23 protein-coding genes are annotated in these 24297 nt (G+C 67.9%); 12 read left to right on the top strand and 11 right to left on the bottom strand.

The window, feature by feature from the left end:
• Positions 1-102 precede the first annotated feature (102 nt).
• Positions 103-396: a hypothetical protein gene (locus QNN99_RS00110; RefSeq protein WP_229964402.1), complete on the top strand. Its 294-nt coding sequence runs from the start codon at positions 103-105 to the stop codon at positions 394-396.
• Positions 397-489: 93 nt separating this feature from the next.
• Here QNN99_RS00110 and gluQRS read toward each other — a convergent pair whose 3' ends face one another.
• Positions 490-1434 (bottom strand): tRNA glutamyl-Q(34) synthetase GluQRS, encoded by a 945-nt coding sequence (gluQRS, locus tag QNN99_RS00115; protein ID WP_229965017.1) that lies wholly within the window; start codon positions 1432-1434, stop codon positions 490-492.
• Between the two features lie 72 nt (positions 1435-1506).
• Positions 1507-1926 carry a VOC family protein gene (locus QNN99_RS00120; protein WP_229964403.1) on the bottom strand — a complete coding sequence of 140 codons (420 nt, stop codon included), beginning with the start codon at positions 1924-1926 and terminating at the stop codon, positions 1507-1509.
• 134 nt (positions 1927-2060) lie between these two features.
• Here QNN99_RS00120 and QNN99_RS00125 point away from each other — a divergent pair, with 134 nt between their 5' ends.
• The 4 genes from QNN99_RS00125 to QNN99_RS00140 all read left to right on the top strand — a co-directional run bounded on the left by QNN99_RS00125 (position 2061) and on the right by QNN99_RS00140 (position 6962).
• The gene (locus tag QNN99_RS00125; RefSeq protein WP_229964404.1) at positions 2061-3692 is read left to right on the top strand and encodes a 3'-5' exonuclease; all 1632 of its coding nucleotides are present in this window, start codon (positions 2061-2063) and stop codon (positions 3690-3692) included.
• 59 nt (positions 3693-3751) lie between these two features.
• Positions 3752-4612, top strand: a complete 861-nt coding sequence (locus QNN99_RS00130; RefSeq protein ID WP_229964405.1) for an MBL fold metallo-hydrolase — start codon at positions 3752-3754, stop codon at positions 4610-4612.
• A gap of 134 nt (positions 4613-4746) precedes the next feature.
• A complete protein-coding gene (locus tag QNN99_RS00135; RefSeq protein WP_229964406.1) occupies positions 4747-5115 on the top strand; it encodes a DUF6507 family protein in 369 nt (122 codons plus the stop codon).
• Complete coding sequence (locus tag QNN99_RS00140; protein WP_229964407.1) at positions 5112-6962, top strand: alpha/beta hydrolase; 1851 nt, start codon at positions 5112-5114, stop codon at positions 6960-6962. Before QNN99_RS00135 ends, QNN99_RS00140 begins: the two co-directional genes overlap by 4 nt.
• Positions 6963-7002: 40 nt before the next feature.
• On the opposite strand, the gene QNN99_RS00145 is transcribed toward QNN99_RS00140, so the two are convergent.
• The 5 genes from QNN99_RS00145 to QNN99_RS00165 form a co-directional block, all read right to left on the bottom strand.
• Positions 7003-7668, bottom strand: coding sequence for a GntR family transcriptional regulator (locus tag QNN99_RS00145; protein ID WP_229964408.1), 666 nt, complete (start codon positions 7666-7668; stop codon positions 7003-7005).
• A gap of 72 nt (positions 7669-7740) precedes the next feature.
• Positions 7741-9492 (bottom strand): acetyl/propionyl/methylcrotonyl-CoA carboxylase subunit alpha, encoded by a 1752-nt coding sequence (locus QNN99_RS00150; protein WP_229964409.1) that lies wholly within the window; start codon positions 9490-9492, stop codon positions 7741-7743.
• Positions 9489-11159: a 5-oxoprolinase subunit B/C family protein gene (locus QNN99_RS00155; RefSeq protein ID WP_229964410.1), complete on the bottom strand. Its 1671-nt coding sequence runs from the start codon at positions 11157-11159 to the stop codon at positions 9489-9491. The genes QNN99_RS00150 and QNN99_RS00155 overlap by 4 nt, the downstream gene beginning before the upstream one ends.
• Positions 11156-11914, bottom strand: coding sequence for a LamB/YcsF family protein (locus tag QNN99_RS00160; protein WP_229964411.1), 759 nt, complete (start codon positions 11912-11914; stop codon positions 11156-11158). The genes QNN99_RS00155 and QNN99_RS00160 overlap by 4 nt, the downstream gene beginning before the upstream one ends.
• Before the next feature lie 80 nt (positions 11915-11994).
• Positions 11995-12666: a TetR/AcrR family transcriptional regulator gene (locus tag QNN99_RS00165; RefSeq protein ID WP_229964412.1), complete on the bottom strand. Its 672-nt coding sequence runs from the start codon at positions 12664-12666 to the stop codon at positions 11995-11997.
• Positions 12667-12917: 251 nt separating this feature from the next.
• On the opposite strand from QNN99_RS00165, the gene QNN99_RS00170 reads away from it, so the two are divergent.
• Positions 12918-13877 carry an NAD(P)-dependent alcohol dehydrogenase gene (locus tag QNN99_RS00170; protein ID WP_229964413.1) on the top strand — a complete coding sequence of 320 codons (960 nt, stop codon included), beginning with the start codon at positions 12918-12920 and terminating at the stop codon, positions 13875-13877.
• A gap of 137 nt (positions 13878-14014) precedes the next feature.
• Here the strand turns inward: QNN99_RS00170 and QNN99_RS00175 are convergent, their stop codons facing one another.
• The gene (locus tag QNN99_RS00175) at positions 14015-14452 is read right to left on the bottom strand and encodes a nitroreductase family deazaflavin-dependent oxidoreductase (RefSeq protein WP_229964414.1); all 438 of its coding nucleotides are present in this window, start codon (positions 14450-14452) and stop codon (positions 14015-14017) included.
• Between the two features lie 152 nt (positions 14453-14604).
• Here QNN99_RS00175 and QNN99_RS00180 point away from each other — a divergent pair, with 152 nt between their 5' ends.
• Positions 14605-15423, top strand: coding sequence for a histidine phosphatase family protein (locus tag QNN99_RS00180; RefSeq protein ID WP_229964415.1), 819 nt, complete (start codon positions 14605-14607; stop codon positions 15421-15423).
• Positions 15424-15465: 42 nt separating this feature from the next.
• Here the strand turns inward: QNN99_RS00180 and QNN99_RS00185 are convergent, their stop codons facing one another.
• Positions 15466-16566, bottom strand: coding sequence for a thermonuclease family protein (locus QNN99_RS00185; protein WP_229964416.1), 1101 nt, complete (start codon positions 16564-16566; stop codon positions 15466-15468).
• Positions 16567-16821: 255 nt separating this feature from the next.
• Positions 16822-17559 carry an SDR family oxidoreductase gene (locus tag QNN99_RS00190; protein WP_229964417.1) on the bottom strand — a complete coding sequence of 246 codons (738 nt, stop codon included), beginning with the start codon at positions 17557-17559 and terminating at the stop codon, positions 16822-16824.
• A gap of 307 nt (positions 17560-17866) precedes the next feature.
• Here QNN99_RS00190 and QNN99_RS00195 point away from each other — a divergent pair, with 307 nt between their 5' ends.
• The gene (locus QNN99_RS00195) at positions 17867-18259 is read left to right on the top strand and encodes a hypothetical protein (protein WP_229964418.1); all 393 of its coding nucleotides are present in this window, start codon (positions 17867-17869) and stop codon (positions 18257-18259) included.
• 32 nt (positions 18260-18291) lie between these two features.
• On the opposite strand, the gene QNN99_RS00200 is transcribed toward QNN99_RS00195, so the two are convergent.
• Positions 18292-19083 (bottom strand): acetoin reductase, encoded by a 792-nt coding sequence (locus tag QNN99_RS00200; protein ID WP_229964419.1) that lies wholly within the window; start codon positions 19081-19083, stop codon positions 18292-18294.
• A 124-nt stretch (positions 19084-19207) separates the two neighbouring features.
• Here QNN99_RS00200 and QNN99_RS00205 point away from each other — a divergent pair, with 124 nt between their 5' ends.
• The 4 genes from QNN99_RS00205 to mmsB all read left to right on the top strand — a co-directional run bounded on the left by QNN99_RS00205 (position 19208) and on the right by mmsB (position 24260).
• Entirely contained in the window at positions 19208-19990 is a 783-nt protein-coding gene (locus tag QNN99_RS00205; protein ID WP_229964420.1) for an IclR family transcriptional regulator, read from the top strand.
• Between the two features lie 300 nt (positions 19991-20290).
• Positions 20291-21409: a multiple monosaccharide ABC transporter substrate-binding protein gene (gene chvE / locus QNN99_RS00210; protein ID WP_229964421.1), complete on the top strand. Its 1119-nt coding sequence runs from the start codon at positions 20291-20293 to the stop codon at positions 21407-21409.
• Positions 21410-21510: 101 nt separating this feature from the next.
• Complete coding sequence (gene mmsA / locus QNN99_RS00215; RefSeq protein ID WP_229965018.1) at positions 21511-23058, top strand: multiple monosaccharide ABC transporter ATP-binding protein; 1548 nt, start codon at positions 21511-21513, stop codon at positions 23056-23058.
• Positions 23055-24260, top strand: coding sequence for a multiple monosaccharide ABC transporter permease (mmsB, locus tag QNN99_RS00220; RefSeq protein WP_442860447.1), 1206 nt, complete (start codon positions 23055-23057; stop codon positions 24258-24260). The genes mmsA and mmsB overlap by 4 nt, the downstream gene beginning before the upstream one ends.
• Positions 24261-24297: the final 37 nt, after the last annotated feature.

The raw sequence follows: 24297 nt of genomic DNA on the forward strand, positions 1-24297 counted from the left end.
TGCGCCCTTGCTGGGCTAAGGCTCCGGCGGCCGCAGCGCTTGCTGGGATAACGATCTGCGGGGACAAGGCTCTGGTTGAATAACGATCCGGTTGGGATGACCATGACTAGTTCGGCTTCACCTTCACACGTCCGCGGCGAACCCGCCTTCCACTGGGGCAGTTTCGTCTTTGGGCTCTTGATGCTGCTGCTGGTTATCGCCCAGGGGGTGGCCTCCGGGCTGCCGGGCTACGTGGGGATGGCCGGCCTGATTCTGCTGATCACTGGCCTCTACGCGTTTTTCAGCGGCCGGCCTTCCTGGCTCTGGCTGCACCACCGGCGCGATGCCGCCATCGTGGGAGTTCTCGGGCTGGCGGCCTTCCTGCTGGCGCTGGGAATCCGGCTCGGCGGAGGCTGACCGGGCCGGATCACCGCGGAACGGCCCACAGACGGCCCGGCTTCACCGCCGGACGCCTTTCGCCGCCGGACGCCTTCTCCCGCCTACCCGCTTTCACCGCCGGACGAGCGGCGCGGTGAACACCCAGGGTTCGCGCGGCAGCCGTGCCGGGGAGAACTCCTCGAGTGCTTCCTCGAGCGTGCCGGGTGGCAGCCCGAGCGAGGCCAGGATCAGGTCCCGTACCTGCCCGGGGCCGGCACCAGCGTGTCCCAGCGCGCCCAGGGTGATGGCGCCGTCGCGCTTGGCCAGCCGCTGCCCTGCGGAATTCAACACCAGTGGAACATGCGCATACTCCACCGGCGGCAGGCCCAGCAGCGAAGCGAGATACGCCTGCCGGGGAGCGGAGCTGAGCAAGTCACGGCCGCGCACCACCTGGTCGATGCCCTGCGCTGCGTCGTCAATCACCACAGCGAGGTTGTAGGGCGGCACGCCGTCGTTGCGCAGCAGCACCAGATCGTCCACCGGTCCGGTGAAGGACCCGTGAAGCAGATCGGTCACCGTGTACTGCTCCACCTCGCTGCGCAGCCGCAGGGCAGCGGGACGCAGCCGCCGCCGTCGGGCTCGCTGGGTGCTGCTGAGGTTGCGGCAGGTGCCGGGATAGGCGCCGGGCGGAGCATGCGGAGCCCGGGGTGCGTCGGCAATTTCGCTGCGGGTGCAGAAGCATTCGTAGACTTTGCCGGCCTCGTCCAACCGATCGATGGCCTGCAGATAGAGCTCGGTGCGTTCGGACTGACGGATCGGCGCAGCGTCCCAGGAAAGCCCGACGGCGGTGAGGTCACGCAGCTGTGCGGCCTCGGTCCGGGAGCGCTCGGGATCCAAATCCTCCACCCGCAGCAGGAAACTGCGCCCCGTGAATCTGGCAAACAGCCACGCCAGGATGGCCGTGCGGAAGTTGCCGATGTGGAGATCTCCCGTCGGGCTCGGGGCGAAGCGGCCGGCTCCTGCTGAGGGCGCGACGGAGATTGGGGCGGGGGCCGCAGCGGGGAATGCGGGCGGAATTTCGGACACCGCTTCAGCTTACAAACCAGGGGCCTGCCCGCAGGCAAACCCAACGGAAAACCGGCTGCGCGCCTAGTCCAGTTCCTCGAACAGGGTCAGCTGCACACCTTCGGGGCCGTTGAGCCGGGAGTTCAACGACCGCCAGGGCGTTTCGCGGGGCTCGGCCACCAGCTCGGCACCGCCGTCGACCGCTGCCCGGGTGGCCAGCGCGCCGTCGTCGACCTCAAAGGCCACCCGCAGCTTCAGGCTGGGCTCGCCGCCAGCCTCAACCCGGTCGATGAACCGGACCTGTGCCGGATTCGAGATTTCCAGGGTGGCCCGGCCGGCGTCCAAAATGGTGACTTCGGCGCCGTCGCCGCCCGAGTAGGCCTCCAGCTCCGGAAGCCCCAGGATGTCGCGGTAAAACGCGAGCGCCGCCGCATAGTCCTCGGCAGCTATCACCAGCCGCAGCTGGCGGACGGACGGTGGAGGAGTGGCTGCAGAGGTATCCATACGGACACAACCGCAGCGGCCGCCCGGGGATTCCCGCGGCGCGCTGAGCCGCCGGCCGGTAGAGTGAGGGGCCGCCTGTCGCGGTTTTCGCCTGCCGGGCTGCGTTCGGTCAGAACTCAAGGACTACACACCACATGACGCTGAACTTCACCGCGATCGACTTTGAAACGGCCAACGGATCGCGGGCTTCGGCCTGTGCCCTGGGCATGGTGAAGGTCCGGAACGGGCAGATTGTCGAGCGCGGCTACTGGCTCCTGCGGCCCACCGACGGCGGAGGCTTCCAGCCGCGCAACATCGACATCCACGGCATCACCGAGGCCATGGTGGCCGGCGCCCAGACCTGGGCGCAGGCCCATCCCGAGATCACGGCGTTCATCGCGGAGGACGCAGTCCTCGCCCATAACGCCGCCTTCGATCTGGCCGTGTTCCGCGAAACCAGTGCCAACGCCGGCCTTGCAGGCCAGGCCTTCCGCTACGGCTGTTCCGTGAAAATGGCGCAGGCGCTGCTGGCGCTGGAGAATCACAAACTGCCCACCGTCAACGCCGCGCTGGGCTTCGGTGCGTTCCAGCACCACGACGGACTGGCCGACGCCGAAGCCTGCGCCAACATCACCATCGCCCTGGCCCAGCGGGAGGGGATGGCAGAAATCGACGCCGTCCTGAAGTTCTGCGGGCCGAAGGGGGCAACGGGTTACACCCGGACCCCGGCCGCAGCGCGGGTGACCGGGCTGGCCCCGTCGCCGGCGCAGGCTGCCGGCCGGGCGCCGTCGACCGCCGCCGGGCGGACCCAGCGATTCACGCCCCGCCCCACCCTCACCCTGACCGAGCCGGTGGCTGCAGTCTCCGCGAAGATGAGCGGGCACATGGTCTCCTTTACCGGGGACTTCACCGTGGAACGCCCGGTCCTGCAGCAGCTGGTGCTGGAACACGGCGGGCAGCTGAACAACCACGCCCCCACCCGCGCCACCTCGCTGCTGGTGGTCGGCGACTGGAACGCCGACCTGCTGCGGCCCGGCGCCGTCGTCAGCCGGTCAGTCCTGAAGGCACAGGCCCTGCGGGCCAAGGGCCAGACCCTGGACATCATCGGGGAAGCAGCCTTCCGGGAGCTGCTCGACGCCGATCCCGCCAATCCCGCCGATCCCGCAGCCGGTGTTGCCTCCGCGGCCGCGGCGCTGCTGCCTTCCGCAGAGCCGATGTCCCTGGTCGACACTCCACCGGCCCTGCCCAAGCGCCGTGACGTCAAGGGCATGGGCGAAATCCTGGCACGGATGGGCCCGGCAGACCCCGCCGCGGCCACCTTCAAAAGCGAGCACTACGGAGTGTTCCGGGTTGCCGGCACCGCCTTCAAATCCCCGGTGCTCGGGGTGCGGATGCTCGGGCACCGCAGCATCGAAAACAACGGCAAGCCCGAGCGCGATATCCACGCCCTGGCCCTCCTGCAGGATGAGGATGCGGCTTTTGTTTCCACTCTGCTCAGCCATGACCCGGACCGCGAGTTCCTGGAGGTCCTGCTGGGCAGCGTCCGGCACGGGGACCTGGTGACGGCTGTGTTTGATGCCCTGGGCGGCCCTTTCCTGGTTCAGGGCGTGGCGGTCTACGCCCCGGTTGGCGACATGTTCATGCTCGGATCGATGGTCCTGGCGCACCGCGGCCGCCCCGGCACGAAGCTCAGCTGGCTGCAGGGGGTCATCCCGCGCGCCGAGCATGCCCTGACGGTGCCCGAGGTTATCAGCGCCTGGGACTTCTACGAAACCTCAGCCGACTAGAAAAACTCCGTTGCAGCCCGCCGGGCGGCAGGATATACCTCTCTAGAGGAGGTACGGGAATGGATGCTGGAGTTGGAACACCGAAGTACGCGATGACGGAACCGGCCGCGAACGTCTTTTTCGTGGAAGGACCGGCGTCGAACTGGATTATCTTGCGCGACGGGGATGCTTTCACCCTGATAGACGGCGGCTATCCGGGGGACTTGCCGCTGGTGGTTGCCTCGATCCGGGACGCCGGCCTGGATCCCGCCGACGCGGCGGCGATCCTCGTCACGCACGCCCATGCTGACCACGCCGGGACCGCCGGCTACTTCGCCGCAGCCTACCGAATCCCGGTCCTGTGCAGCCTTCCCGAACTGCCCTATCTGCAGGGGGAGCAGCGGGAGCAGGTCTCGGTCGCGCACATCCTGAGCCGGGCCTGGAACCCCGCCGTCCTGCACTGGGCCTGGCATGCACTGGCTGCCGGCGGCGCCGGGCGGGTGGCGGTCCTGTCCGCGGCCACCTGGTACGACGACGCCGAGCTGGCCGCCCTGCCCGGCTCGCCGGTGGCAGTGCCCACCCCGGGGCACACACCGGGACACACCGCGTACTACCTGCCTGCCGCGCACGCGGTTGCCACCGGTGACGCCCTGGTGACGGGCCACAACATCAGCCGGATCCGGGGTCCGCAGATGCTCGATCCCATGTTCCACTCAGACGGCGACGGCGCACGGCGCTCGCTGGGACAGCTCAGCATACTGGACGCTTCGCTGTTGCTGCCCGGGCACGGCCCGGCCGCACGGTTGGAAGTGCGGCAGGCTGTCGGAACCGTCCGGTCACGCGTGGCGCCCCGGAAGCGCCGGATCGTGGCGCCCGGCCCCATCGGCGGAGTCGCCGAGCCGACCTACGGAAAGACCGTGCCGGACGGCGCCGAGGGGTAGGGAACTTCCGGCGGATTCCTGCACCTGACGGTTCCGAACTGATTGGTGCCGGGCCGTGTCCACAGGCTGCGGATCAGCGATTCCAGGCTCCGGCCTGCCCCCGTAGCGTTCCTGAAAACCCGAAGGGGGCGCACATGGAAATGGACATTCAGGTGGCGTCGGTGCAGGCTCTGCTGCGCGACGCCCGGTTCGACCTTGACGAGTTGGAAAACGCTCGGAGAGTGCTGGCGGAGCAGGAGCAGGGGCTGCCGGACCTTCTGGGCACGTGTACCCAGATAGCCGAGACGGCCCGCGGGATCTGCGCTGACGTGCTGGGCCGGGACGTCTCGGCCATCATGATCCGCTGCAACAATGCGGTCCAGGGGGTCGCCCAAGCTGTGGCCGAGTACGTCCAGGGTGATGAGCAGATGGTTCGTAATGCCCAGCGCCTCGCGGCGTCCGTTCCGGCCAACTACCGTCCACCCCGTTACGGCGGCAGCCTCAACCTGCGGGCAGTCGAATGACCCGCTACATCCACATCGAGCTGCATGAGCTTCGCATGCTGCCCGACGGCGAACCGATCCAGGCACGGGCTCGGGAAATCCTCGACGGAGCAGCGGTTTTCGCCGATGCCATCGAGTCCCTGCAAAACAAGTGGCAGGGTCTGGGCGGTCTTTACGCCGCTCCGGAACAGGACCTGGTGTTGCGGGCTTTCGATGCGCCGGCGGCCCACACCCGGGAATACACGCAAAGCAGCGCGCTGCTGCGGGCTGCCTTGGACCGGTTCGGCAGCGAACTCATCGCCATTGAAACGCAGCGCCGGATGCTGGAAACCGAAATCGAGGCGGCGTACCAGCGCCTCGACGACGAGCTCCGCGAGATGAAGAAGGACAACGCCTCCCAGCGCACCATGGAGGCCGTCCGGGCCGCGGCTACCGAACCGCTCCAGGCCAAAGCGGACCTGCTGGCCGTGCACTTTGAGCAGGCATCCGAGGACTGCCTGGCCGCCCTGGCCGGAATCTCCCGCTCCACGCCCGACGTGGTCTCCAGCTATTCTTCGAGCCGCATGGATCTGTTCTCCGCGCTGCGCCGGGAGATGGACGCGGCATTCCGGAAGGCCGCCGCTCGGGACGCCACTCCGGCAGACATCAGGGCGCTGTATGCGCAGTTGACGCTGCTGGGTCCGGAGCTGCTGAGCGAGCTGGGACGGCGACCGGAGGCCCGGCTTTTCGTGGCCGGCCTGAGCCCGCACGAAGAGGCCAACTTCTGGGCAAAGCTGAACGGCCCGCAGCAGGCCGCCCTCGCCGCAGCCCTTCCGGGGCTGGTCGGAAACCTGGAAGGCGCCCCGTACAAGGTTCGGGACAAGGCCAACCGGCGCGTTCTGGCGGCCGTTCAGCAACGCCTCGGCCGGACACCCGCCGGCACCGCTGCCGGCGGCAGGAAGGCCCGCGGTGCTGCATGGCGGCCGGAAGACCTGCGGCCGATGGAACGCAGCCGGCATCTGGAACGCACCGAAGCGGTGGACGCGCTGACGAAAGCGCTGGGCGGCGCGGGGGAGAAGCGGCAGCTGATTTCCTTCGACCCCGGCACCAACGTGCCGCTGGCCGCCATCAGTGTCGGAGAAGACCTCGACTCTGCCAGCAACGTTTCCTTCCTGGTGCCGGGCATGAATACCTCCACGAAGCAGGCGGCGTCGCTGGTGGACAACGCGCGGTCCCTCGGCCGGGAACAGCGCAGGATCGGAGTTCACGGCGGGTCCACCGCGGTGGTGGCGTACATGGGCTACGAACCCCCGACCGAGCTCACCGTGGGCGGTGCGGCCAGCGCGGAGAAGGGCGCACCGGCGTTGGCCGCAGCCCTTGACGGCCTGTATCTGGGCCGGACCGCTGACGGAGCTCCGCCTCCCGAGGTCAACGTGGTGGCCCACTCCTACGGCACCACCATGGCGGCGCTGGCGCTGGACCAGACCCAGTATCGGGTCACGGCAGCGGTGCTGCTGGCGTCCGCCGGGGTTCAGCCGGACTCCGCCGATACCCTCAACGTGGATCTCGCCACGGACGGAGCGGTGGACGTCTACGTCACGCTCGCATCGGCGGACCGCGTCGCGGAAATGGGGACCGCGGCCAGCGAAATCGTGGCCATTGTGACGCTCAATCCCGCTGCCGCGCGTCTGGATCCCCTCACCGAGGCCTGGGGCGGCAGAGTCTTCAGCTCGGACCGGGTCACGGTGGACGGAAAATCCTTTGCGGCTGTCGGCGGCCACGGGCTCGGCGGCTATCTTGGCCAGGACAGCTTCAGCCTGCACTTCACCGCCCTCGTGACCGGCGGCCGGGCGGAGGAGGCGCTGGCCATGGTGGCGGCGCAGAAATGAAGGACGAGCGCGGGACACCGCCGTAATCGCTCGGTTGCAGCTACGCGCCCAAATGCCCCAGCAGTTCAGCCTCGGCGGCATCGAGGTAGCCGCGCAGCGTGTCGGCGGCCTCGGCCCGGCGTCCGGCGCGCAGCAGGTCCACCAGGGCGGCGTTTTCCTCCACATACCGGGTGTGGAACTCCGGCTCGGCGCTCATGGCATGGAACACCAGCCGCATCTCGGCCAGCACGCGGCCCATCATCTGCTGCAGCTGCAGGCTGCCGGACATGGCGATCAGCGCTTCATGGAAGGCCTGGTTGGCGGCGGCCATGTCCGGGACAGCTCCGCGGCGCTTGGCGTCACGGGCCTCCGCCACCACGGCGTCGAGCCGGTTCAGGTCCAGCTCCGGTCCCCAGAGCACCGCGGCGGGCTCCAGCATGCGGCGGACCCGGTAGATTTCCCGCACGGCGTCGGCGTCGGGCGCGGCCACAAACACGCCGCGGTTCGGAAAGCGGGTCACCACCGACTCGATGCTGAGCATGGTGAACGCCTCGCGCAGGGTGTTGCGGGAAACCTGCATGGACGCGGCGAGCTGCTGCTCGGAAAGCTTGGTGCCCGGCGCCAGCTCGCCGGCGGCAATCCGGCGGCGCAGCACATCGGCCACCCAGACGGTGGTGTTCGCATGGTCGGTGCGGTCCGTGGTGATGTCCGCCGGGTTCACAAGCATTCCCCTAATCTAGTGGGCGAAAGAGGGATCCGAAGCACCGGCCGGAGGGGGACGGCCGGTGCTCCGGACGGTTTAGGAGCCGATGCGGCCCAGGGAATCCCCGCGTGCGACGGTGGCCCCGGGTTCCAGCTCGGCACGGCTCAGGGTTCCGGCCCGGTGGGCGCGGACGGTGGTTTCCATTTTCATGGCCTCCAGCACGGCGACCGGATCGCCCGCGGCCAGCCGGGCACCGTCGTCGGCCACCCACTTCACCAGGTTCCCCGCCATCGGCGAGGCCAGTGCGCCGTCGCTGCCGCCGGAGCTGCCGCCGTCGCCGCCCGCAGTGCCGGTGGCCGGCGCTCCGGTTCCGCCGGAGCGCAGCGCGTTCAGCAGGGCGGCGGGCACCCCGACGGTGACGGCGCGGCCGTCGACGTCGATGGTGATGGTCTCGCGCTCGGCGCCGGGCAGAGAAGCGGCGATCTCCGGAGACGCGGCCAGCGGTTCGGCGAACTCGGACTCGATCCAGGTGGTGTGCACCCCGAAGGCGTCTCCGCGGGTGAAGGCCTCGGAGCGGACCACGGCGCGGTGGAACGGCAGGACGGTGGGCAGCCCGCGGATTACGATCTCATCCAGCGAGGCCCGGGCCCGGCGCAGCGCCTGCGGCCGGTCCTCGCCCCAGACAATCAGCTTGGCCATCAGCGAGTCGTACTCGGCGGGCACCACGGAACCGGAGCGGACGCCGGAATCGACCCGGATGCCGGGGCCGGTTGGCGGTTCGAACGCGTCCACTGGGCCGGGGCCGGGCAGGAAGCCGCGGGCCGGATCCTCGGCGTTGAGCCGGAATTCGAACGCGTGTCCACGGGGCGCCGGATCCTCGGTAAAGGACAGCGGCAGGCCGTCGGCGATCCGGAACTGCTCGCGGACCAGATCGACGCCGGTGGTTTCCTCGGTCACCGGGTGCTCAACCTGCAGCCGGGTGTTGACCTCCAGGAAGCTGATCAGCCCGTCGGGGGAGACCAGATATTCCACCGTGCCGGCGCCGGTGTAGCCGGCCTCGCGGCAGATCGCCTTCGCCGATTCGTGGATGGTGGCGCGCTGCTCATCGGTCAGGAACGGCGCGGGAGCCTCCTCCACGAGCTTTTGGTTGCGGCGCTGCAGCGAGCAGTCGCGGGTGCCGACAACGACGACGTTGCCGTGCGTATCGGCCAGCACCTGCGCCTCCACATGCCGGGGCCGGTCCAGGAACCGTTCGGCGAAGCACTCGCCGCGGCCGAACGCTGACACGGCCTCGCGGACCGCTGACTCGAACGCATCCTCCACGTCTTCGAGCCGGCGCGCGATCTTCATGCCGCGGCCGCCGCCGCCGAAGGCCGCCTTGATCGCCACCGGCAAACCGTGCTCTTCGGCGAACGCGCGGACCTGTCCGGCGCTTTCGGCCGGCCCCGGGGTGCCGGGCACCAGCGGCGCGCCGGCCCGGACGGCGATGTCACGCGCGGTGACCTTGTTGCCCAGGTCGCGGATCGCCTGCGGTGAGGGGCCGATCCACGTGAGTCCGGCGTCGAGCACTGCCTGCGCGAAGTCAGCGTTCTCGGACAGGAAACCGTAGCCGGGGTGCACGGCGTCGGCCCCGGCGAGGTGCGCGGCCTCGATCAGCTTGGGAATGTTCAGGTAGGTGTCGGCGCCGGCGGCGCCGTGCAGGGGCAGGGCTTCATCGGCCAGGCGCACGTGCAGGGCATCGGCGTCGGGGTCCGAATAGACCGCCACCGACCCGATTCCGGCGTCGGCGCAGGCACGGGCCACGCGCACGGCAATCTCGCCGCGGTTCGCGATCAGGACCTTCTTCATGGGGTTCCTTCCGGAAACAGTGCGGCGGCCGATCCGGGGGAGAGCGGCGCCAGGGTATCGGGGTTCACGAAAACAAAGCGGACGGGGTGGCCAGGCGGCAGCTGCGCGGCGACCGGCAGGTCCTCGGGCACGACGGCGGCAATCACCGGATATCCGCCGGTCACCGGATGATCGGCCAGGAACAGGACGGGGAGGCCCGACGGCGGGATCTGCAGCGAGCCGGCGACCACGCCTTCACTGGGAAGTTCGCCATTCCGGACGCGCTGCAGCGGCTGCGCCTCCGGGTCTTCGGGGTCGGTTTCGAGCCGGACGCCGATCCGGTTGGACTCGTTGGTGGTGCGCCAGGTGTGCTCGGTCAGCGCGGCGGCGGCATCCGGTCCGAACCAGTCCTGCCGCGGGCCGGCCGTGATGCGCAGAAGGGCGGGGGAGTCGCCGTCGCCGAGGGTTCCCGGCTGGTCGCCGCTGAGCAGGGTGCCGGGCTCGGGGGAGCCGACGGGTGCGGTGCCGGTGATGTTGCCGATGGGCAGCCGGGTTCCGGCATCCAGCGAGGCGGGTCCAATATGGCTCATCGAATCGGTGCTGCAGCTGCCCAGAACGGGCTCGACCGCGATACCGCCGCGGACTCCAACGTACGTACGGACTCCGCGGAAGGGGGAGCCCAGGGTGAGGATCTCGCCGTCGAGCAGTGCGAACGGAGCATTCAACGGAACCGGCCGGTCGCGCTTGCCGTCGGGGGATATGACGGCGGCGGGCACCTCGGCGCCGGCCAGCGCCAGTACCGTGTCCCCGTGCGCGGTGAGCTCGAGGCCGCCGAAGAGGTTCTCGATCACCGCCGCGTCAGCGGGATTGCCGACGAGCCGGTTGGCCTGCCGGGCGGAGCGGGTGTCGGCGGCTCCCGAGGCGGAAACGCCGAGGTCCGCATAGCCGGGGCGGCCCAAATCCTGAATCAGAGACTGCAGGCCGGCGGCGCGGACTTCCAACGAGGGACCGGTCGCTGATTCCTCGATGGCTGCGGGGGAGGGGTCCGTCGTCGTAACCAGCTCGCGGACAGCTTGGAAGATGACGCGGTCGCCGGGGCGGATGAGGGCGGGATCGGGGCGGTCCAGGTCCCACATGACGGCGTTGGTGCGGCCGATCAGCTGCCAGCCTCCCGGGGATTCGCGCGGATACACCGCCGAATATTCGCCGGCCAGGGCCACGGACCCGGCGGGCACGGCGGTGCGGGGGCTGTCGCGGCGCGGCACGTTGAGGGCCGGATCTCCGCCGGTCAGGTAGGTGAAACCGGGAGCAAACCCGCCGAACCCGCCCAGCCAGGAACTGCCGGTGTGGGCCTTGACGACGGCCTCCTCCGAGAGGCCGGTGAGGCGGGCCACCTCGGCGAGGTCGGCGCCGTCGTACACGGTGTCGATGGTGACCGTGCGCGCCTCCGGAGCCTCAGCATGGGTGAGGTCCAGGGCTGGAATCCGGCCAGCGGCGTCGACCGTTTCCCGCCGGCCGATGAAACGGACCAGCACGGTGCCGGCGGCCGCGAGAACATCGACCTGGCCGGGCAGCGGGTGTGCCTTGAGCTGGGTGTGCAGGGCGGTGACGTCGGCCAGCGATGCCAGCTCGACCAGCAGGGTGCGGGTGCCCGCGGGCCGGATGCCGGCGATCGGGGAGGACGTCATACGAAGCTCTGGATGGTGACGCCGGCGTTTTCCAATCCGCGCCGTACGGCCGCGGCCATCGCGACGGCGCCGGGGGTGTCGCCGTGGACGCAGATGGAGGCGGCGTTCATGGGGATGACGGTGCCGTCCACGGCCGTGATGGTGCCTTCGGTGGCGAGGCGGACCATGTTGGCGGTGACCTGCTCTGCATCGTGGATCACCGCATTGGATTCGCGCCGCGACACCAAGGTTCCGTCCGGGCTGTAGCTGCGGTCGGCAAAGGCTTCGGCAACACCGCGCAGGCCGGCGTCGGCGGCTTTGTCCAGGGCGACGGCGCCGGGCAGCAGCAGGACCGGCAGGTCCTTGTCGAAGGTGCGGACGGCGTCGATGACGGCCTGGGCATGGACCTCGTGATGAACGATCGTGTTGTAGAGGGCGCCGTGCGGTTTCACGTATTTGACCTCGCCGCCTGCGGCCCGGGCCATGGCCTGCAGCGCGCCCAGCTGATAGAGGACGTCGTCGTGCAATTCGGTGTAGGAGCAGTCCAGGAACCGGCGGCCGAAGCCGGCCAGGTCCCGGTACGCCACGTGGGCGCCGATGGTGACTCCGGCGGCTACGGCGTCGCGGCAGGTCTGTGCGATGGTGGACGGGTCTCCGGCGTGGAAGCCGCAGGCCACGTTGGCGCTGGAGACGGATTCGAAGACGGCGGCGTCGTCGCCCATCTTCCAGTTGCCGAAGGACTCTCCGACATCGCTGTTCAAATCAATGACCGGCATGCTGGTCTCCGTACCTCTGGTGGGGGTTGGTGTCCCTACAGTGTGCGCGATCACGTTGGATTGTTCAACAATCCGGGCGTTTATTGCGTCAGCAGGCCGGTCAGGCCGTCGAGAATGATGCGCAACCCCACCTCAAACTCGGCACCGAAGCTGTAGTCCGACTGGGTGGCGCGGTCCATGGCCATCTCCGCCAGGTAGGGCAGCTCACCGGCCGGGATGGAGCGGGCCATGGCCTCCACAATCTGCGGATCCGCATCGGGCACGCCGACCGGCAGCCCTGCCTCCTGCAGGGCGAAGCCGTAGATGTAGCTGTCCAGCAGGGCATAGGCGTGACCGGCCGCGTCCAGCGAGAAGCCCGACCGGCGCAGTACGCCCAGCGTGGAGTCGTGGTGGCGCAGATTGGCGGCGCCCGGCGTCGTGCGCGTTTCCATCAGTCCCACCGCCCACGGGTGGAGGGAGAGCGCCGCCCGCATGCCGTGGGCGCGGGCCTCCATGGCTGCACGCCATCCGCCGGGCGTTTCGGAGGGCACCTGCACCTCGTCAAAGACGAGGTCGACCAGTCCGTCCAGGATGTCTTCCTTGTTGGCCACGTGGTGGTAGAGCGACATCGGCTGCACCGACAGATCCGAGGCCAGGGAGCGCATGGTCAGAGAGCCGAGCCCGCCGTCGTCAGCAAGGCGGGCGGCAGCCTGCAGCACGCGTTCGCGGGTCAGCGGCTGACGGAGGTGTGGGGAAGCGTTTGTGGTTGTCATTGCGGGCAGTCTACCGCTGCCTTACTTTGTAAGGTACGGTCGCGCTTACAGAGTAAGGCTGATGTGTTCCAGAAGGAACTTCCGCGAAAGGACCCGCCATGTCCCGCACGTCACGCACTTCCAACAATGCCGTACCGTCTGACCCCTCCAGTCCGTCCACTCCGTCCACTCCGTCTACTCCGTCCACCACTCTGTCCGCTTCATTCCCTGCCGCTTCGTCGCCTGCCAGCTTGCCGGCTACAGTCCCCGCCGTGCTGCAGACCGGCTACGGCGGCCCGGAGGTCCTGCGTCTGGCCGAGCATCCGCTTCCTCAACTGGGAGACACCGAGGTGCTGGTGCAGGTACGCGCCGCCGGGCTGGCCCGCGCCGCCTGGCACATGATGACGGGTAAACCGTATCTGCTCCGCGCCGCCGTCGGGCTGCGCAGGCCCCGGCAGCCCGTGATGGGGCACAACCTCGCCGGCACCGTGGCCGCCGTCGGTGCCGGCGTCACTCGTTTCCGGATAGGGGATGAGGTGTATGGGATCGGCCGGGGCACCTTTGCTGGATTCTCTGCTGCCCCCGAGGAGAAGCTGGCCTTCAAGCCTGCCGGTCTGGACTTCGAGCAGGCGGCAGTGGTTCCACTGTCAGGACTGACTGCGCTGCAGGCCCTGGATGCCGCCCGGGTGGCCGCGGGGATGAAGGTCCTGGTGCTGGGAGCGGCCGGCGGCGTCGGCAGTTTTGCAGTGCAGATGGCCCGGGCAGCCGGGGCCGAGGTGACCGGGGCGTGCAGTGCCGGCAAGGCGGAGTTTGTCCGGTCGCTTGGTGCCGCGGGGATTATCGACTATGCGCGGGAGGATTTCGCCGCCGCCGGGCCCCGGTTCGACGCGATTATCGACGTCGGCGGCAATCCTTCCCCGGCCCGCCTGCGCCGCGCACTGGTGCCCGGCGGCACGGCGGTGCTTGCCGGCGGGGAGGGAGGCAACCGGCTGACCGGGGCCATCTTCGAGCGGCAGGTCGGCGGTGCGGTCCTGTCGCTTTTCGGCAACCGCCGGCTGAAGGGACTGATGTGCCGGGAGAACGGCAAAGACCTCGAGCGCATCTCCGCCATGACCGAGGCAGGCACGGTCGTGCCGCGCATCGACAGCCGGTATCGGCTGGCCGACGTCGCCGAAGCGATGCGGCGGCTGGAATCCGGCCAGGTGTGCGGCAGCGTCGTCCTGGTTCCGTGACCGTTTTGGGATTTTCCTGCCACTGCGCAACGGCAGCAGAACCCCAAAACGGCAGCGAAATCCCACAACGGCAGCAGCACAACGACGACGGCGGAGCCCCAGAGGGTCCGCCGTCGTCGTTTCCGTTTGTTAAGGAGCTAGTCCATCCGCTCCAGCACAAACACGGGGATTTCACGGTCCGTCTTCGCCTGGTAGTCGGCATACGGGGGATAGGCTTCGACGGCGCGCTCCCACCACGCGGCCTTCTCCTCGCCGGTGACTTCTCGGGCGCGCATGTCCCACTTCTGCGGTCCGTCCTGCAGCTCCACGTGCGGGTTGGCCTGGATATTGAAGTACCAGACGGGGTGCTTGGGTGCGCCGCCCATGGACGCGACGACGGCGTAGTCGCCGTCGTGTTCCACGCGCATCAGCGGCGTCTTGCGCAGCTTTCCCGACTTCGCGCCGACCGTGGTCAGCAGGATGACCGGGCGGCCGCCGAGGGTGGTTCCCTCGGTACCGCCGGAGCTTTCAATCAGCTCCGCCTGCTCGCGGGCGCGCTTGCTGGAACTGGGGGCGTATTCACCGGTAAGAATCATAAAGACAGTCAACCCCTTTTGCGGCGTCGAGGTCCAACCGCCGCCTGGCCGCCGGAGACAGCTATGCGCCGGAGACAGGGAACGGGGCGGGCCTTTTGGCGCACCTAGAATGTAAAAGAACCAACGCAGACGCAAAGGAGGCCTCGATGGTCATGCCCCGGAACCTGTTTCTCGTCCGCCACGGACAGAGCGAAGCGAACGTTATGCAGCGGGCTTCCAAGGCCGGTGACCCGAGCCTCTACACCGAAGAGACAATGACCGTTCCGGACCGTTCCTGGCGCCTGACCGAACTCGGAGTACAGCAGGCAAAGGTCGCGGGCGCTTGGATCGCCGAGCAGAACATCGAGTTCGACCGCGCCATTGTCTCCACCTACACCCGGACCCGCGAGACTGCCGCGAACCTCGGGCTGGATGTGCGCTGGGAAGAGAACCGCGTCATCCGCGAACGGTCCTGGGGCGAGATCGGATCCATGTCGAAGCAGGATTTTGCGCGGAAGTATTCACAGAACGCGGCGTACCGCGAGAACGATCCGTTGTACTGGGCTCCGCCCGCCGGCGAATCCATTGCCAATGTGGCCGAGAACCGGGTCCGGAACATCCTCAGCACTCTGCACCGCGAAAATGCCCGCGACAACGTTCTCATGGTCACCCACGGGGAATTCATGTGGGCGACGCGCCTCGTTCTGGAGCGCTGGAGCGACGAAGAATTCCTGAGGCGTGACGCCGACAAGGCGCAGATGATTCACAACTGCACCGTCCTGCAGTATTCCAGCACCGACCCGAACACCCAGAACAGCGTCCGCGAAAAACTCAATTGGGTGCGCCGCTGCTGGCCGGTCCAGGTTGACGGGGAATGGACCATGTTCGTCGGCGATTGGGAAGAGTTCAACCGGAAGTACTTCACCGACAACGATCTCCTGGAGCGGGCTGAAGCAAACCGGCACTTCCTGCAGGACTCGTTCGGCAGCTAAGGACGCAGGTGGCCCGCGCCTTTGAGCAGCGCGGGCCTCCGTTTAGCAGGGGCGCCAGGTCTTCCCGCCCGGCGCGTAACAGCGCGGACCGGTGTAGCCCGGCGGGTTGCTGCTCGGTGCGGGCGGAACGTATTGCTGGGGCGGAGGGGTATAGGCAGCCTGGCGGTCGGCTTCGGCCTGCGCGGCGGCACTCCGCCGGGCTTCGGCTTCTGCGGCGATGCGGTGGGCCTCTGCCTGTTCTGCGGCGAGGCGGTCCGCTTCGGCCTGCGCCGCTGCGGCAACCTTGCGGGCTTCTTCTTCGGCAGCGATCCGTTCGGCTTCGGCAGCCTTGCGCTTCACCCCGTCTTCGGAGGCCTGCAGCTCCGCCTGCACAGTGACCAATTCATCGTGGCGGTCATGGACCTGGGTTTGCGCGGTGTTTGCCCTGGCCTGGAGGTCAGCCTTTTGGGCCGGGGTGAGTGCCGCCCAAATCAGGGACTCTCCTGCCTTTGCACTGGCTTCGAAAGCGTCGAACCCGGCGTCGACCGTCTTTGCAAGCGCGTAAACAGCGGTGACGGCGGCGCCGGCGGCCACCGCCGTCGTTCCCGTTCCTTGGGAAGCCGCTTGGGTCGCAGTCTCTTCCAGAGCCGCGACCATCGCCGGAACGGTGCATTCGACGTCCTCGGCGAAAAGCCCGGCGTGCTGTTCCTGAGCCTCCTGGTAGGCCTCATCGACGGGCGGCCGGAACTTGGTGTTCTTGCCGACCGTCACCGGGATTCCCAAACCCCGGCGGGCCACCTCGGCATTGATCAGGAGATCGTCGTCGTTATAGACGGCCGCGAGCGTGCGGCCGTAGCGGTCCTCGCGCTCGACGTCGAACGCCAGCGTCACGGTGCTTCCCGCCGGCAGGGCTTGGGTGAGGAAATCGGTTGCTTCCGGGCCCAGGCATTCGACGGGTTTGCCGGGATCCTTGGTCTCCGGGGTATCCACGTTCAGCAGCCGGACGGTCAGCTCCTGATCATCAAAATCCACCACCAGGGTGTCGCCGTCGATAACCCGAACGACTTTTCCTTCATCGGCGTTTCCGGAGGCAACAATGGCCACCGTGCTTCCGGCGACCACCAGGCCGGCGACTGCAATTAAGGCTTTCGCTCCGCTGATCATGAAAGCTGCTTTCCGCGAGGTTCGCGGAGGTCCGAAACGGATGAATCCGGGCCTGCCGTAAGGTGCGTGGTTTTGGAAGCGGAGCAGTGATGTCCGCTGATGGTGTGCTGCAAAGTTATCCCCAACTATTGAATTGTCTCCCCGAGATTACTCGGTGCCGGTGACAATGGGGAAACGGCACTGTGGCGGGCACGCAATCACCTCAACCTAAAGCAGGTCCGGCAGTTCCAGAAGTAAACGGTGGGCGCACTGCGGCTACGCGGCGCCGCCGTTGGCGTAGAGGACCTGGCCGTTGATCCAGCGGCCAGGACCGGCGAGGAAGGCCACCGCCTCGGCTATATCCTCCGGTGTCCCGAGCCGCTCCATGGGGTTGAGCTTGGCGATGGCGTCGATCTGCTCCTGGGATTTGCCGGTGAAGAATAGGGGAGTGGCCGTCGGCCCCGGAGCCACGGCGTTCACCGTGATGTTCCGTCCACGCAGCTCGCGGGCCAGAATCAGGGTCAGCGCTTCCACGGCGCCCTTGGATGCTGCATAGGCGCCGTAGCCGGGGAGCTGGAGGCGGGTGACGGAGGTGGAGAAATTGATGATCGCACCGCCGTCGCGCAGGTGCCGTGCGGCCAGCTGATCAACGATGAAGGTGCCGCGGAGGTTGGTCCGCTGAATCCGGTCAAAGGTCTTCAGCGACATTTCCGCGACTGGCCCCAGGGGCATGATGCCAGCGGTGTGGACCAGCACGTCAACGCCGCCGAAGGCCGCGTCGGCTTCGACAAACATCTCCTGCATCTGTCCTTCCTCCGCCACATCTCCGCCGAAAACCACGGCTGTACCGCCGGCATTGACGACGCCGTCGGCCGTTTGGCGGGCCGCGTCGCGGTTTCCGCTGTAGTGGACAAGAACCTGGGCGCCGTCGCGGGCGAGCCGCAGCGCGGCCGCCCGGCCAATGCCGCCGGAGCCGCCGGTGACGATGACACTGCGCGGAGGCGACGTGTTCATGGGACTCTCCTTAGGGGATGGGCCGGCGGGAGGCCGTCCCGCCTGGGCATATTCTGCCTACCGGATCCCGGCGCGTGTAGGGTGCCCGGCAAAAGCGGCCGCACCACAGGGCCAAGAGGTCGCGCCCGTCCCGCACACGGCGCCCCAGACTCCGGTCCGGCTCGATCCGGAGCGTGGTCCGTGCCCGAAAGCGCGGTGACCTGCGCCGATGCCGGAACCTGAAAGAATGGAAACATCCGGTTGGTTGGCGTGCCCGCCGGAATCATGTTTCCAGTCCGACTCACGCCCGTGAAATGGAGCTCCACCCATGTCTTCTGATTCCTCCGCCCAGCCGTTCGGCACCACCGCCGGGAACCGCGTCACCGTCTACGGCGCGCAGGGCCGCCCGGAGGTAGCCTCCTTCCTGCCGGAGCAGGCATTCCTGGCCGAGCCGGGCGCACTGATGCCGGCCGACGTCGTCATCCTGGTTGTCGGTTCGGCAGCGGATCTGGCCCATGACCTGGCGGGCGCCGCCGCCGCCGTGGAGGCCGACGGCGTGCTCTGGGTCTGCTATCCCACCGCGGTGGAGGAAGGCGGCAAGGAGCTGGACATCAACCGCGACACCGTCGCCTCGCTGCTGGAAACCAGCAAGTGGCAGCCGCTGGCCGATGTCGCGCTGGGCGAGAAGTGGGCGGCCGTGCGCGGCCGGGCCGGGGAGTAGCAGGACGGGACCGGCTACTGGGCGGTGCAGTCCTAGGCGAAGTTGATGCCGCCGTCGACCAGCACGGTCTGGCCGGTCATATGGTCGGAATCGGGTCCGGACAGGAAGGAGACCAGCTTGGCCACGTCCTCCGGCACCGACACCCGGCCCGCGAGGATGCCGTCAACCTGCCGTTCCAGCGCGCTGCCGCGCGGAGTGCCTTCGATGGTGGTCAGCCGCTCGTCGATGAGGTCCCACATCGCCGTTCCGACGACGCCGGGGGCGTAGGCATTGACCGTGATGTGGTGCTTGGCGAACTCCATGGCCGCCGCCTGCGTCAGCCCGCGGACCGCCCACTTGGTCGCCGAGTAGGAGGCCAGCAGCGGGAACGGACGGTAGGCGACAATCGAGGCGGCGCCGATGATTTTCCCGCCGGTGCCCTGAGCGATGAACTGCCGTGCCGCGGCCTGATAGCAGTAGTAAACGCCCTTGATGTTGACGTCGAGCATCCGGTCCAGGGCTGCCGGTTCGACGTCGAGGATGGCGTCCACCTGGGCGATTCCCGCGTTGGCGATGAACACGTCAAGGTTGCCCAGCGCCGTCGTGCCCTCGGTGACGAAGCGGGTGACGTCGTCCGGATTGGCGACGTCGCCATACACGCCGACGGCGTCCCGGCCGCGGGCCTGCAGGGAGGCGATGACCTTGTCGACGTTCTCCTTGGCCTCGGGAACATCAGCGACGATGATGTTGAAGCCGTCGTCGGCCAGGCGCTCGGCGATTGCCTGGCCAATGCCCCGCCCTGCGCCGGTGATCAGTGCGGTCTTGTTTTCGCTTTGAGCAGCCATCGTTTTCCCTTTCGGACCCGGTTCTTCCCGGACGGCCTCGTTGCCGGTACTCACTCTTCTCATCCGCCGAACGTTCGGTAAAGATGCGTTACCAGAGAGTGGGAAACCAAGGGCGGGGGACGGTATGGAATCGATGCTGACCATGGGTTCCCTGAACAAGGCGCTGCATGTCCTGGAGGCGGTGGCAGCCGATGCCCGAGGCGCGACCGCCAAGGAGATTTCGACGGCGCTCGGCCTCCCGGTGGCCACCACCTACCGGCTCCTGGCGGCTCTGGGCGACGCCGGTTATGTGGTGCACCGAAAGTCCGAGGGCCGGTATGTCCTGGGCTATCAGCTGCACCGGCTGGGCGGTGCGCTGCATCGGCAGATGGGTACGTCGCGCACGGTGGCGCGGCTGGTCGCCAACCTGCACGAGACTGCCGGGGCGGCCGCCTACTACGCGGTGCACTGGGGAAACGAGGTGGTGGTGGCCCACGTGGCGGATTCTCCGGAGCATCCGCGGATTCCGGTTCCGCAATCGGGCTTTGCCGGAGCCCTCCATGCCACGGCCTTCGGGAAAATCCTGCTGGCGGGGTTGCCTGAGCCGGAGCAGCGCCGGTTCCTGCGCCGGTTTGGCATGGCCGCACGGACGCCGCGCACCATCACGGATGAAGAGGAACTGATTGCCCAGGTGCGCCGCGTGGCCCGCGAGGGGCTGGCAACGGAAATCGAGGAGTACCTTTCCGGCACGAGCTGCATGGCCGTGGCGGTCTGCAACGGCAACGGCCAGACGGTGGGCTCGGTGGCCGTGTCGGTGCCGGCGTCCGCGGATCTCGTGCGGACGGGAGGCCTCGGCCTGCTGCTGCGGGGGACCGCCCACGAGATTTCGATGGTGCTCCGTTCCGTGCCCGGTCTTTACGGGCGGTGAGCGCCTGTCACCGCCAGCTCCGTGGAGCCCCAAACGGCGCAGGCCGGCCAGCCCCGCACGGCCTACCCGGATGCGGAATTGCGATTGCATAACTGTGTTCATTTCTCTTGTTCAACCGGCCGGGCAGTGGGACTCTTGTCCTCGCCTGCAGATTGTTGACGGTCGCCGTCGACCGGGCGCTACAGCGTTGTATCCGCTCGATTCAGCCCCACGGCCATCCAGTGACATTTCGCCGTTTCCGCCGGCGTGATGCCCGGGAGCTGCCCGCCGCGGCCGGATCCTTTTTCAAAGGCAGCAACCATGACCCGAATCAAGCACGCATCAACCCTCTTTCTCACCCTCGGACTGGCAGCCGGCCTGGCGGCCTGCGCTCCGGCGGGATCCAACACCGAGGACGGCGAAGGCGAAGCCGCCGCCTGCAGCGTCGGCATCTCGATGCCCACGCGCAGCCTGGAACGCTGGATCAACGACGGCGAGGGCCTGAAGGAAAAGCTCGAAGCCAGGAACTGCGACGTTGACCTGCAGTACGCCGAAGACGAGACGGACCAGCAGATCAGCCAGATCCAGAACCAGATCGCCGGCGGCGCGAAGATCCTCGTCGTCGCGGCCATCGACGGTGAAACCCTCGGCCCCACGCTGGAAAGCGCAAAGGAGCAGGACATCACCGTCATCGCCTACGACCGGCTGATCAACGGCACCGAGGCCGTGGACTACTACGCGACCTTCGACAACTACAAGGTGGGGCAGCTGCAGGGAGAATTCATCGAGGAGGAGCTGGCCCTGGCCGAGGGTGAGGGCCCCTACAACCTGGAACCCTTCGCCGGCAGCCCGGATGACAACAACGCCGCCTTCTTCTTCGCCGGCGCCTGGGACGTGCTGCTTCCGTACGTCGAGAGCGGCCAGCTTGTGGTGCCCTCCGACAAATCCCCGGAGAGCAACGAGGGGTGGACCTCCATCGGCATCCTCGGCTGGAAATCGGCCGACGCGCAGTCCGAGATGGACAACCGCCTGCAGTCGTTCTACACCGGCGGTGAGAAGGTCGACGTCGTGCTTTCGCCCAATGACAGCCTGGCGCTGGGCATCGAATCCTCGCTGGAAGCGGCCGGTTACACCCCGGGCACCGACTGGCCGCTCATCACCGGCCAGGACGCCGACGCCGCCAACGTGAAGGCGATGCTCGCCGACCGCCAGTCGATGACCGTCTGGAAGGACACCCGCGAGCTCGGCGCCCAGGTCGACACCATGATCGAGGCGATCGTGGCCGGTGAAGACGTGGAGGTCAACGACACCGAGACCTACAACAACGGCGTCTTCGTGGTGCCCACCTACATCCTGGAGCCGCAGGTTGTGGTCAAGGACGACGTCCAGTCCGTGCTGGTGGACTCCGGCTTCGTCACCGCTGACGACGTCGGGCTGTAACTGCCGCTTCGCCGCCTCCGGGGCGGGACGCGGCCGCTCCGCGCCCGCCCCGGAAGGCACCGTCCGTGGACACCACTTCCCTGCAGCGAAACGAGAACGGCATGAATGACGTCATCCTTTCCATGGACGGCATTGTGAAGGAATTCCACGGCATCAAAGCGCTCGACGGCGTTTCGCTGGAAGTGGAGCGCGGCGGCGTGCACGCCATCTGCGGCGAGAACGGCGCCGGCAAATCCACGCTGATGAAGGTGCTCAGCGGCGTGTATCCGCACGGCAGCTTCGAGGGCACGATCACGCTGGAGGGCAGGCCGGTCAGCTACGGGTCGATCAACGACAGTGAGCGGGACGGGATTGTGATCATCCATCAGGAGCTGGCGCTGAGCCCGTACCTGTCCATCGCGGAGAACATTTTCCTGGGCAACGAGGTGCAGCGCGGGGGAGTGATCGACTGGAACCAGACGAACCTGCAGGCCGCGGCACTGCTCGAGCGTGTGGGTCTGGATGAAAACCCGGCCACGAAGATCCTCGAGCTCGGCGTCGGCAAGCAGCAGCTGGTGGAGATCGCCAAGGCGCTCTCCAAGGAAGTGAAGATCCTGATCCTGGACGAGCCCACCGCAGCACTGAACGACGGCGATTCGGCGCACCTGCTCGGGCTGATCGACCAGCTCCGCGGGCAGGGCATCACCTCGATCATCATTTCCCACAAGATCAAGGAGATCCGGGCGATCGCCGACGTCGTCACCGTCATCCGCGACGGCCTCACCATCGAGACGTTCGAGGTGGAGGACACCGACGACATCGAGACCCGCATAATCCGGAACATGGTGGGCCGGCCGCTGGATTCCCAGTTTCCGGAGCGGGAACCGGACATCGGCGCGGAGAAGTTCCGGGTCGAGGACTGGACCGTGCACCATCCGATCGACGTGGACCGCGTCGTCGTCGACCACGCGTCTTTCTTTGTCCGTGCCGGAGAGATTGTGGGCTTCGCCGGGCTGATGGGGGCCGGGCGCACCGAGCTGGCGATGAGCATTTTCGGCCGCTCCTACGGCGCCGGGATCTCCGGCCGGGTGTTCAAGGACGGGGCGGAAATCCGCACCCGGACCGTGGGGGAGGCCATCCGCAACGGCATCGCCTACGTCAGCGAGGACCGCAAGCGCTACGGGCTGAACCTGATCGGCAGCGTCACCGTCAACATCTCCGCCGCTGCGCTGCGCCGGCTCGCGAAGCTGGGCATCATCGACCGCAACCGGGAATACGCCGTCGCCGACGATTACCGGCAGCGGATGAACATCAAAACGCAGTCGGTGTCCTCGCTGGTCGGGAACCTCTCCGGCGGCAATCAGCAGAAAGTCGTGCTCAGCAAGTGGATCTATTCCGGTCCGGATGTGCTGATCCTCGACGAGCCGACGCGCGGAATCGACGTCGGCGCCAAATTTGAGATCTACGGGATCATCAACGAGCTGGCGGCGCAGGGCAAAGCCGTCATCGTGATTTCCAGCGAGCTGCCCGAGCTGATCGGGCTAGCCGACCGCATCTACACCATCGCCGAGGGCCGGCTCACCGCCGAGGTGCAGCACGCCGACGCGACCCAGGAGGAACTGATGCGCCACATGACCGCCGCCCGGACCCAAGGAGCACAAGCCTCGTGACCACCACCACCTCAGAACAGGCGAAGGCCCCGCTTCCGCCGCGCGCGGGCACGACGTCGAAAAAGCGCCGCGGGGTGGACCTGCGGCAGTACGGCATCCTGGCCGCGCTCGTCGTCATCATCGTGCTCTTCCAGATCCTCACCGGTGGCCGGCTGCTCTACCCGGGCAACGTGTCCAACCTGATCCAGCAGAACGCATACGTGCTGATCCTGGCCATCGGCATGGTCATGGTGATCATCGCCGGGCACATCGACCTGTCCGTGGGGTCGGTGGTGGCGGTGGTCGGTGCCGTGGCCGCGCTGTCGATGAACGACTGGGGCCTGCCCTGGTGGGGCGCCGTCGCGCTGGCGCTCGTCGTTGGCGCCCTGATCGGTGCGTGGCAGGGCTTTTGGGTGGCGTTTGTGGGGATCCCGGCGTTCATTGTCACGCTGGCCGGGATGCTGATCTTCCGCGGCCTGGCCCTGGTGCTGCTGTCCGGTGGCACGGTCAGCGGGCTGCCGCGGCCGTACGTGGCGATCAGTTCCGGCACTCTGCCCACCACTGGCACTCCGGACCTGATCACCCTGGGCATCGGCGCCGTTGCCTCGGTGGCGGTGATTGTGCAGCAGCTGCGCAGCCGCGGCAATCTGGTCCGGCTGGGCCTGCCGCGCGAGCGGGCGCTGTCCTTCTGGTTCAAGATCGGCGTGGCCGTGGTGGCCATCATGTACCTCTGCTATCTGCTGGCGTACAACCGGGGCACGCCGTTCATCCTGATCACGCTGGCCGTGCTGGTGCTGGCGTATTCGTTCCTGCTCACCCGCACCGTGTTCGGCCGGCACATCTACGCGATGGGCGGGAACCTGAACGCCGCGATGATGTCCGGCGTGAAGACGCAGTGGGTGAACTTCTTCATCTTCGTGAACATGGGATTCCTCGCCGGGCTGGCCGGCGTGGTCGCCACCTCGCGGGCCGGGGGAGCGGTGGCCGCGGCCGGCGCGGGGTTCGAGCTGGATGCCATTGCCGCGGTGTTCATCGGCGGGGCGTCGGTGCAGGGCGGGGTGGGCACCGTGATTGGCGCGGTGATCGGCGGCCTGGTGATGGGCGTGCTGAACCAGGGGCTGTCCATCCTGTCCGTGGACGCGGCGTGGCAGCAGATCATCAAGGGTCTGGTGCTGCTGCTCGCGGTGGCGTTCGGGTTCAGCCGGCGGCGGAGTGTGCGTTAGGGTCTGTTTCTCCGATAGATTCGGGAGCATGACTTTG

Source organism: Arthrobacter sp. zg.Y820, from assembly GCF_030125555.1.
In the GTDB taxonomy this organism is placed as follows: Bacteria; Actinomycetota; Actinomycetes; order Actinomycetales; family Micrococcaceae; genus Arthrobacter_B.

Excerpts from the sequence above, each read along its gene's own strand:
- QNN99_RS00110 (WP_229964402.1), top strand. The coding sequence starts at position 103 with ATGACTAGTTCGGCTTCACCTTCACACGTCCGCGGCGAACCCGCCTTC.
- QNN99_RS00120 (WP_229964403.1), bottom strand. The coding sequence starts at position 1,926 with ATGGATACCTCTGCAGCCACTCCTCCACCGTCCGTCCGCCAGCTGCGG.
- QNN99_RS00125 (WP_229964404.1), top strand. The coding sequence starts at position 2,061 with ATGACGCTGAACTTCACCGCGATCGACTTTGAAACGGCCAACGGATCG.
- QNN99_RS00130 (WP_229964405.1), top strand. The coding sequence starts at position 3,752 with ATGGATGCTGGAGTTGGAACACCGAAGTACGCGATGACGGAACCGGCC.
- QNN99_RS00135 (WP_229964406.1), top strand. The coding sequence starts at position 4,747 with ATGGAAATGGACATTCAGGTGGCGTCGGTGCAGGCTCTGCTGCGCGAC.
- QNN99_RS00140 (WP_229964407.1), top strand. The coding sequence starts at position 5,112 with ATGACCCGCTACATCCACATCGAGCTGCATGAGCTTCGCATGCTGCCC.
- QNN99_RS00145 (WP_229964408.1), bottom strand. The coding sequence starts at position 7,668 with ATGCTTGTGAACCCGGCGGACATCACCACGGACCGCACCGACCATGCG.
- QNN99_RS00150 (WP_229964409.1), bottom strand. The coding sequence starts at position 9,492 with ATGAAGAAGGTCCTGATCGCGAACCGCGGCGAGATTGCCGTGCGCGTG.
- QNN99_RS00155 (WP_229964410.1), bottom strand. The coding sequence starts at position 11,159 with ATGACGTCCTCCCCGATCGCCGGCATCCGGCCCGCGGGCACCCGCACC.
- QNN99_RS00160 (WP_229964411.1), bottom strand. The coding sequence starts at position 11,914 with ATGCCGGTCATTGATTTGAACAGCGATGTCGGAGAGTCCTTCGGCAAC.
- QNN99_RS00165 (WP_229964412.1), bottom strand. The coding sequence starts at position 12,666 with ATGACAACCACAAACGCTTCCCCACACCTCCGTCAGCCGCTGACCCGC.
- QNN99_RS00175 (WP_229964414.1), bottom strand. The coding sequence starts at position 14,452 with ATGATTCTTACCGGTGAATACGCCCCCAGTTCCAGCAAGCGCGCCCGC.
- QNN99_RS00180 (WP_229964415.1), top strand. The coding sequence starts at position 14,605 with ATGCCCCGGAACCTGTTTCTCGTCCGCCACGGACAGAGCGAAGCGAAC.
- QNN99_RS00185 (WP_229964416.1), bottom strand. The coding sequence starts at position 16,566 with ATGATCAGCGGAGCGAAAGCCTTAATTGCAGTCGCCGGCCTGGTGGTC.
- QNN99_RS00190 (WP_229964417.1), bottom strand. The coding sequence starts at position 17,559 with ATGAACACGTCGCCTCCGCGCAGTGTCATCGTCACCGGCGGCTCCGGC.
- QNN99_RS00195 (WP_229964418.1), top strand. The coding sequence starts at position 17,867 with ATGTCTTCTGATTCCTCCGCCCAGCCGTTCGGCACCACCGCCGGGAAC.
- QNN99_RS00200 (WP_229964419.1), bottom strand. The coding sequence starts at position 19,083 with ATGGCTGCTCAAAGCGAAAACAAGACCGCACTGATCACCGGCGCAGGG.
- QNN99_RS00205 (WP_229964420.1), top strand. The coding sequence starts at position 19,208 with ATGGAATCGATGCTGACCATGGGTTCCCTGAACAAGGCGCTGCATGTC.
- chvE (WP_229964421.1), top strand. The coding sequence starts at position 20,291 with ATGACCCGAATCAAGCACGCATCAACCCTCTTTCTCACCCTCGGACTG.
- mmsA (WP_229965018.1), top strand. The coding sequence starts at position 21,511 with ATGAATGACGTCATCCTTTCCATGGACGGCATTGTGAAGGAATTCCAC.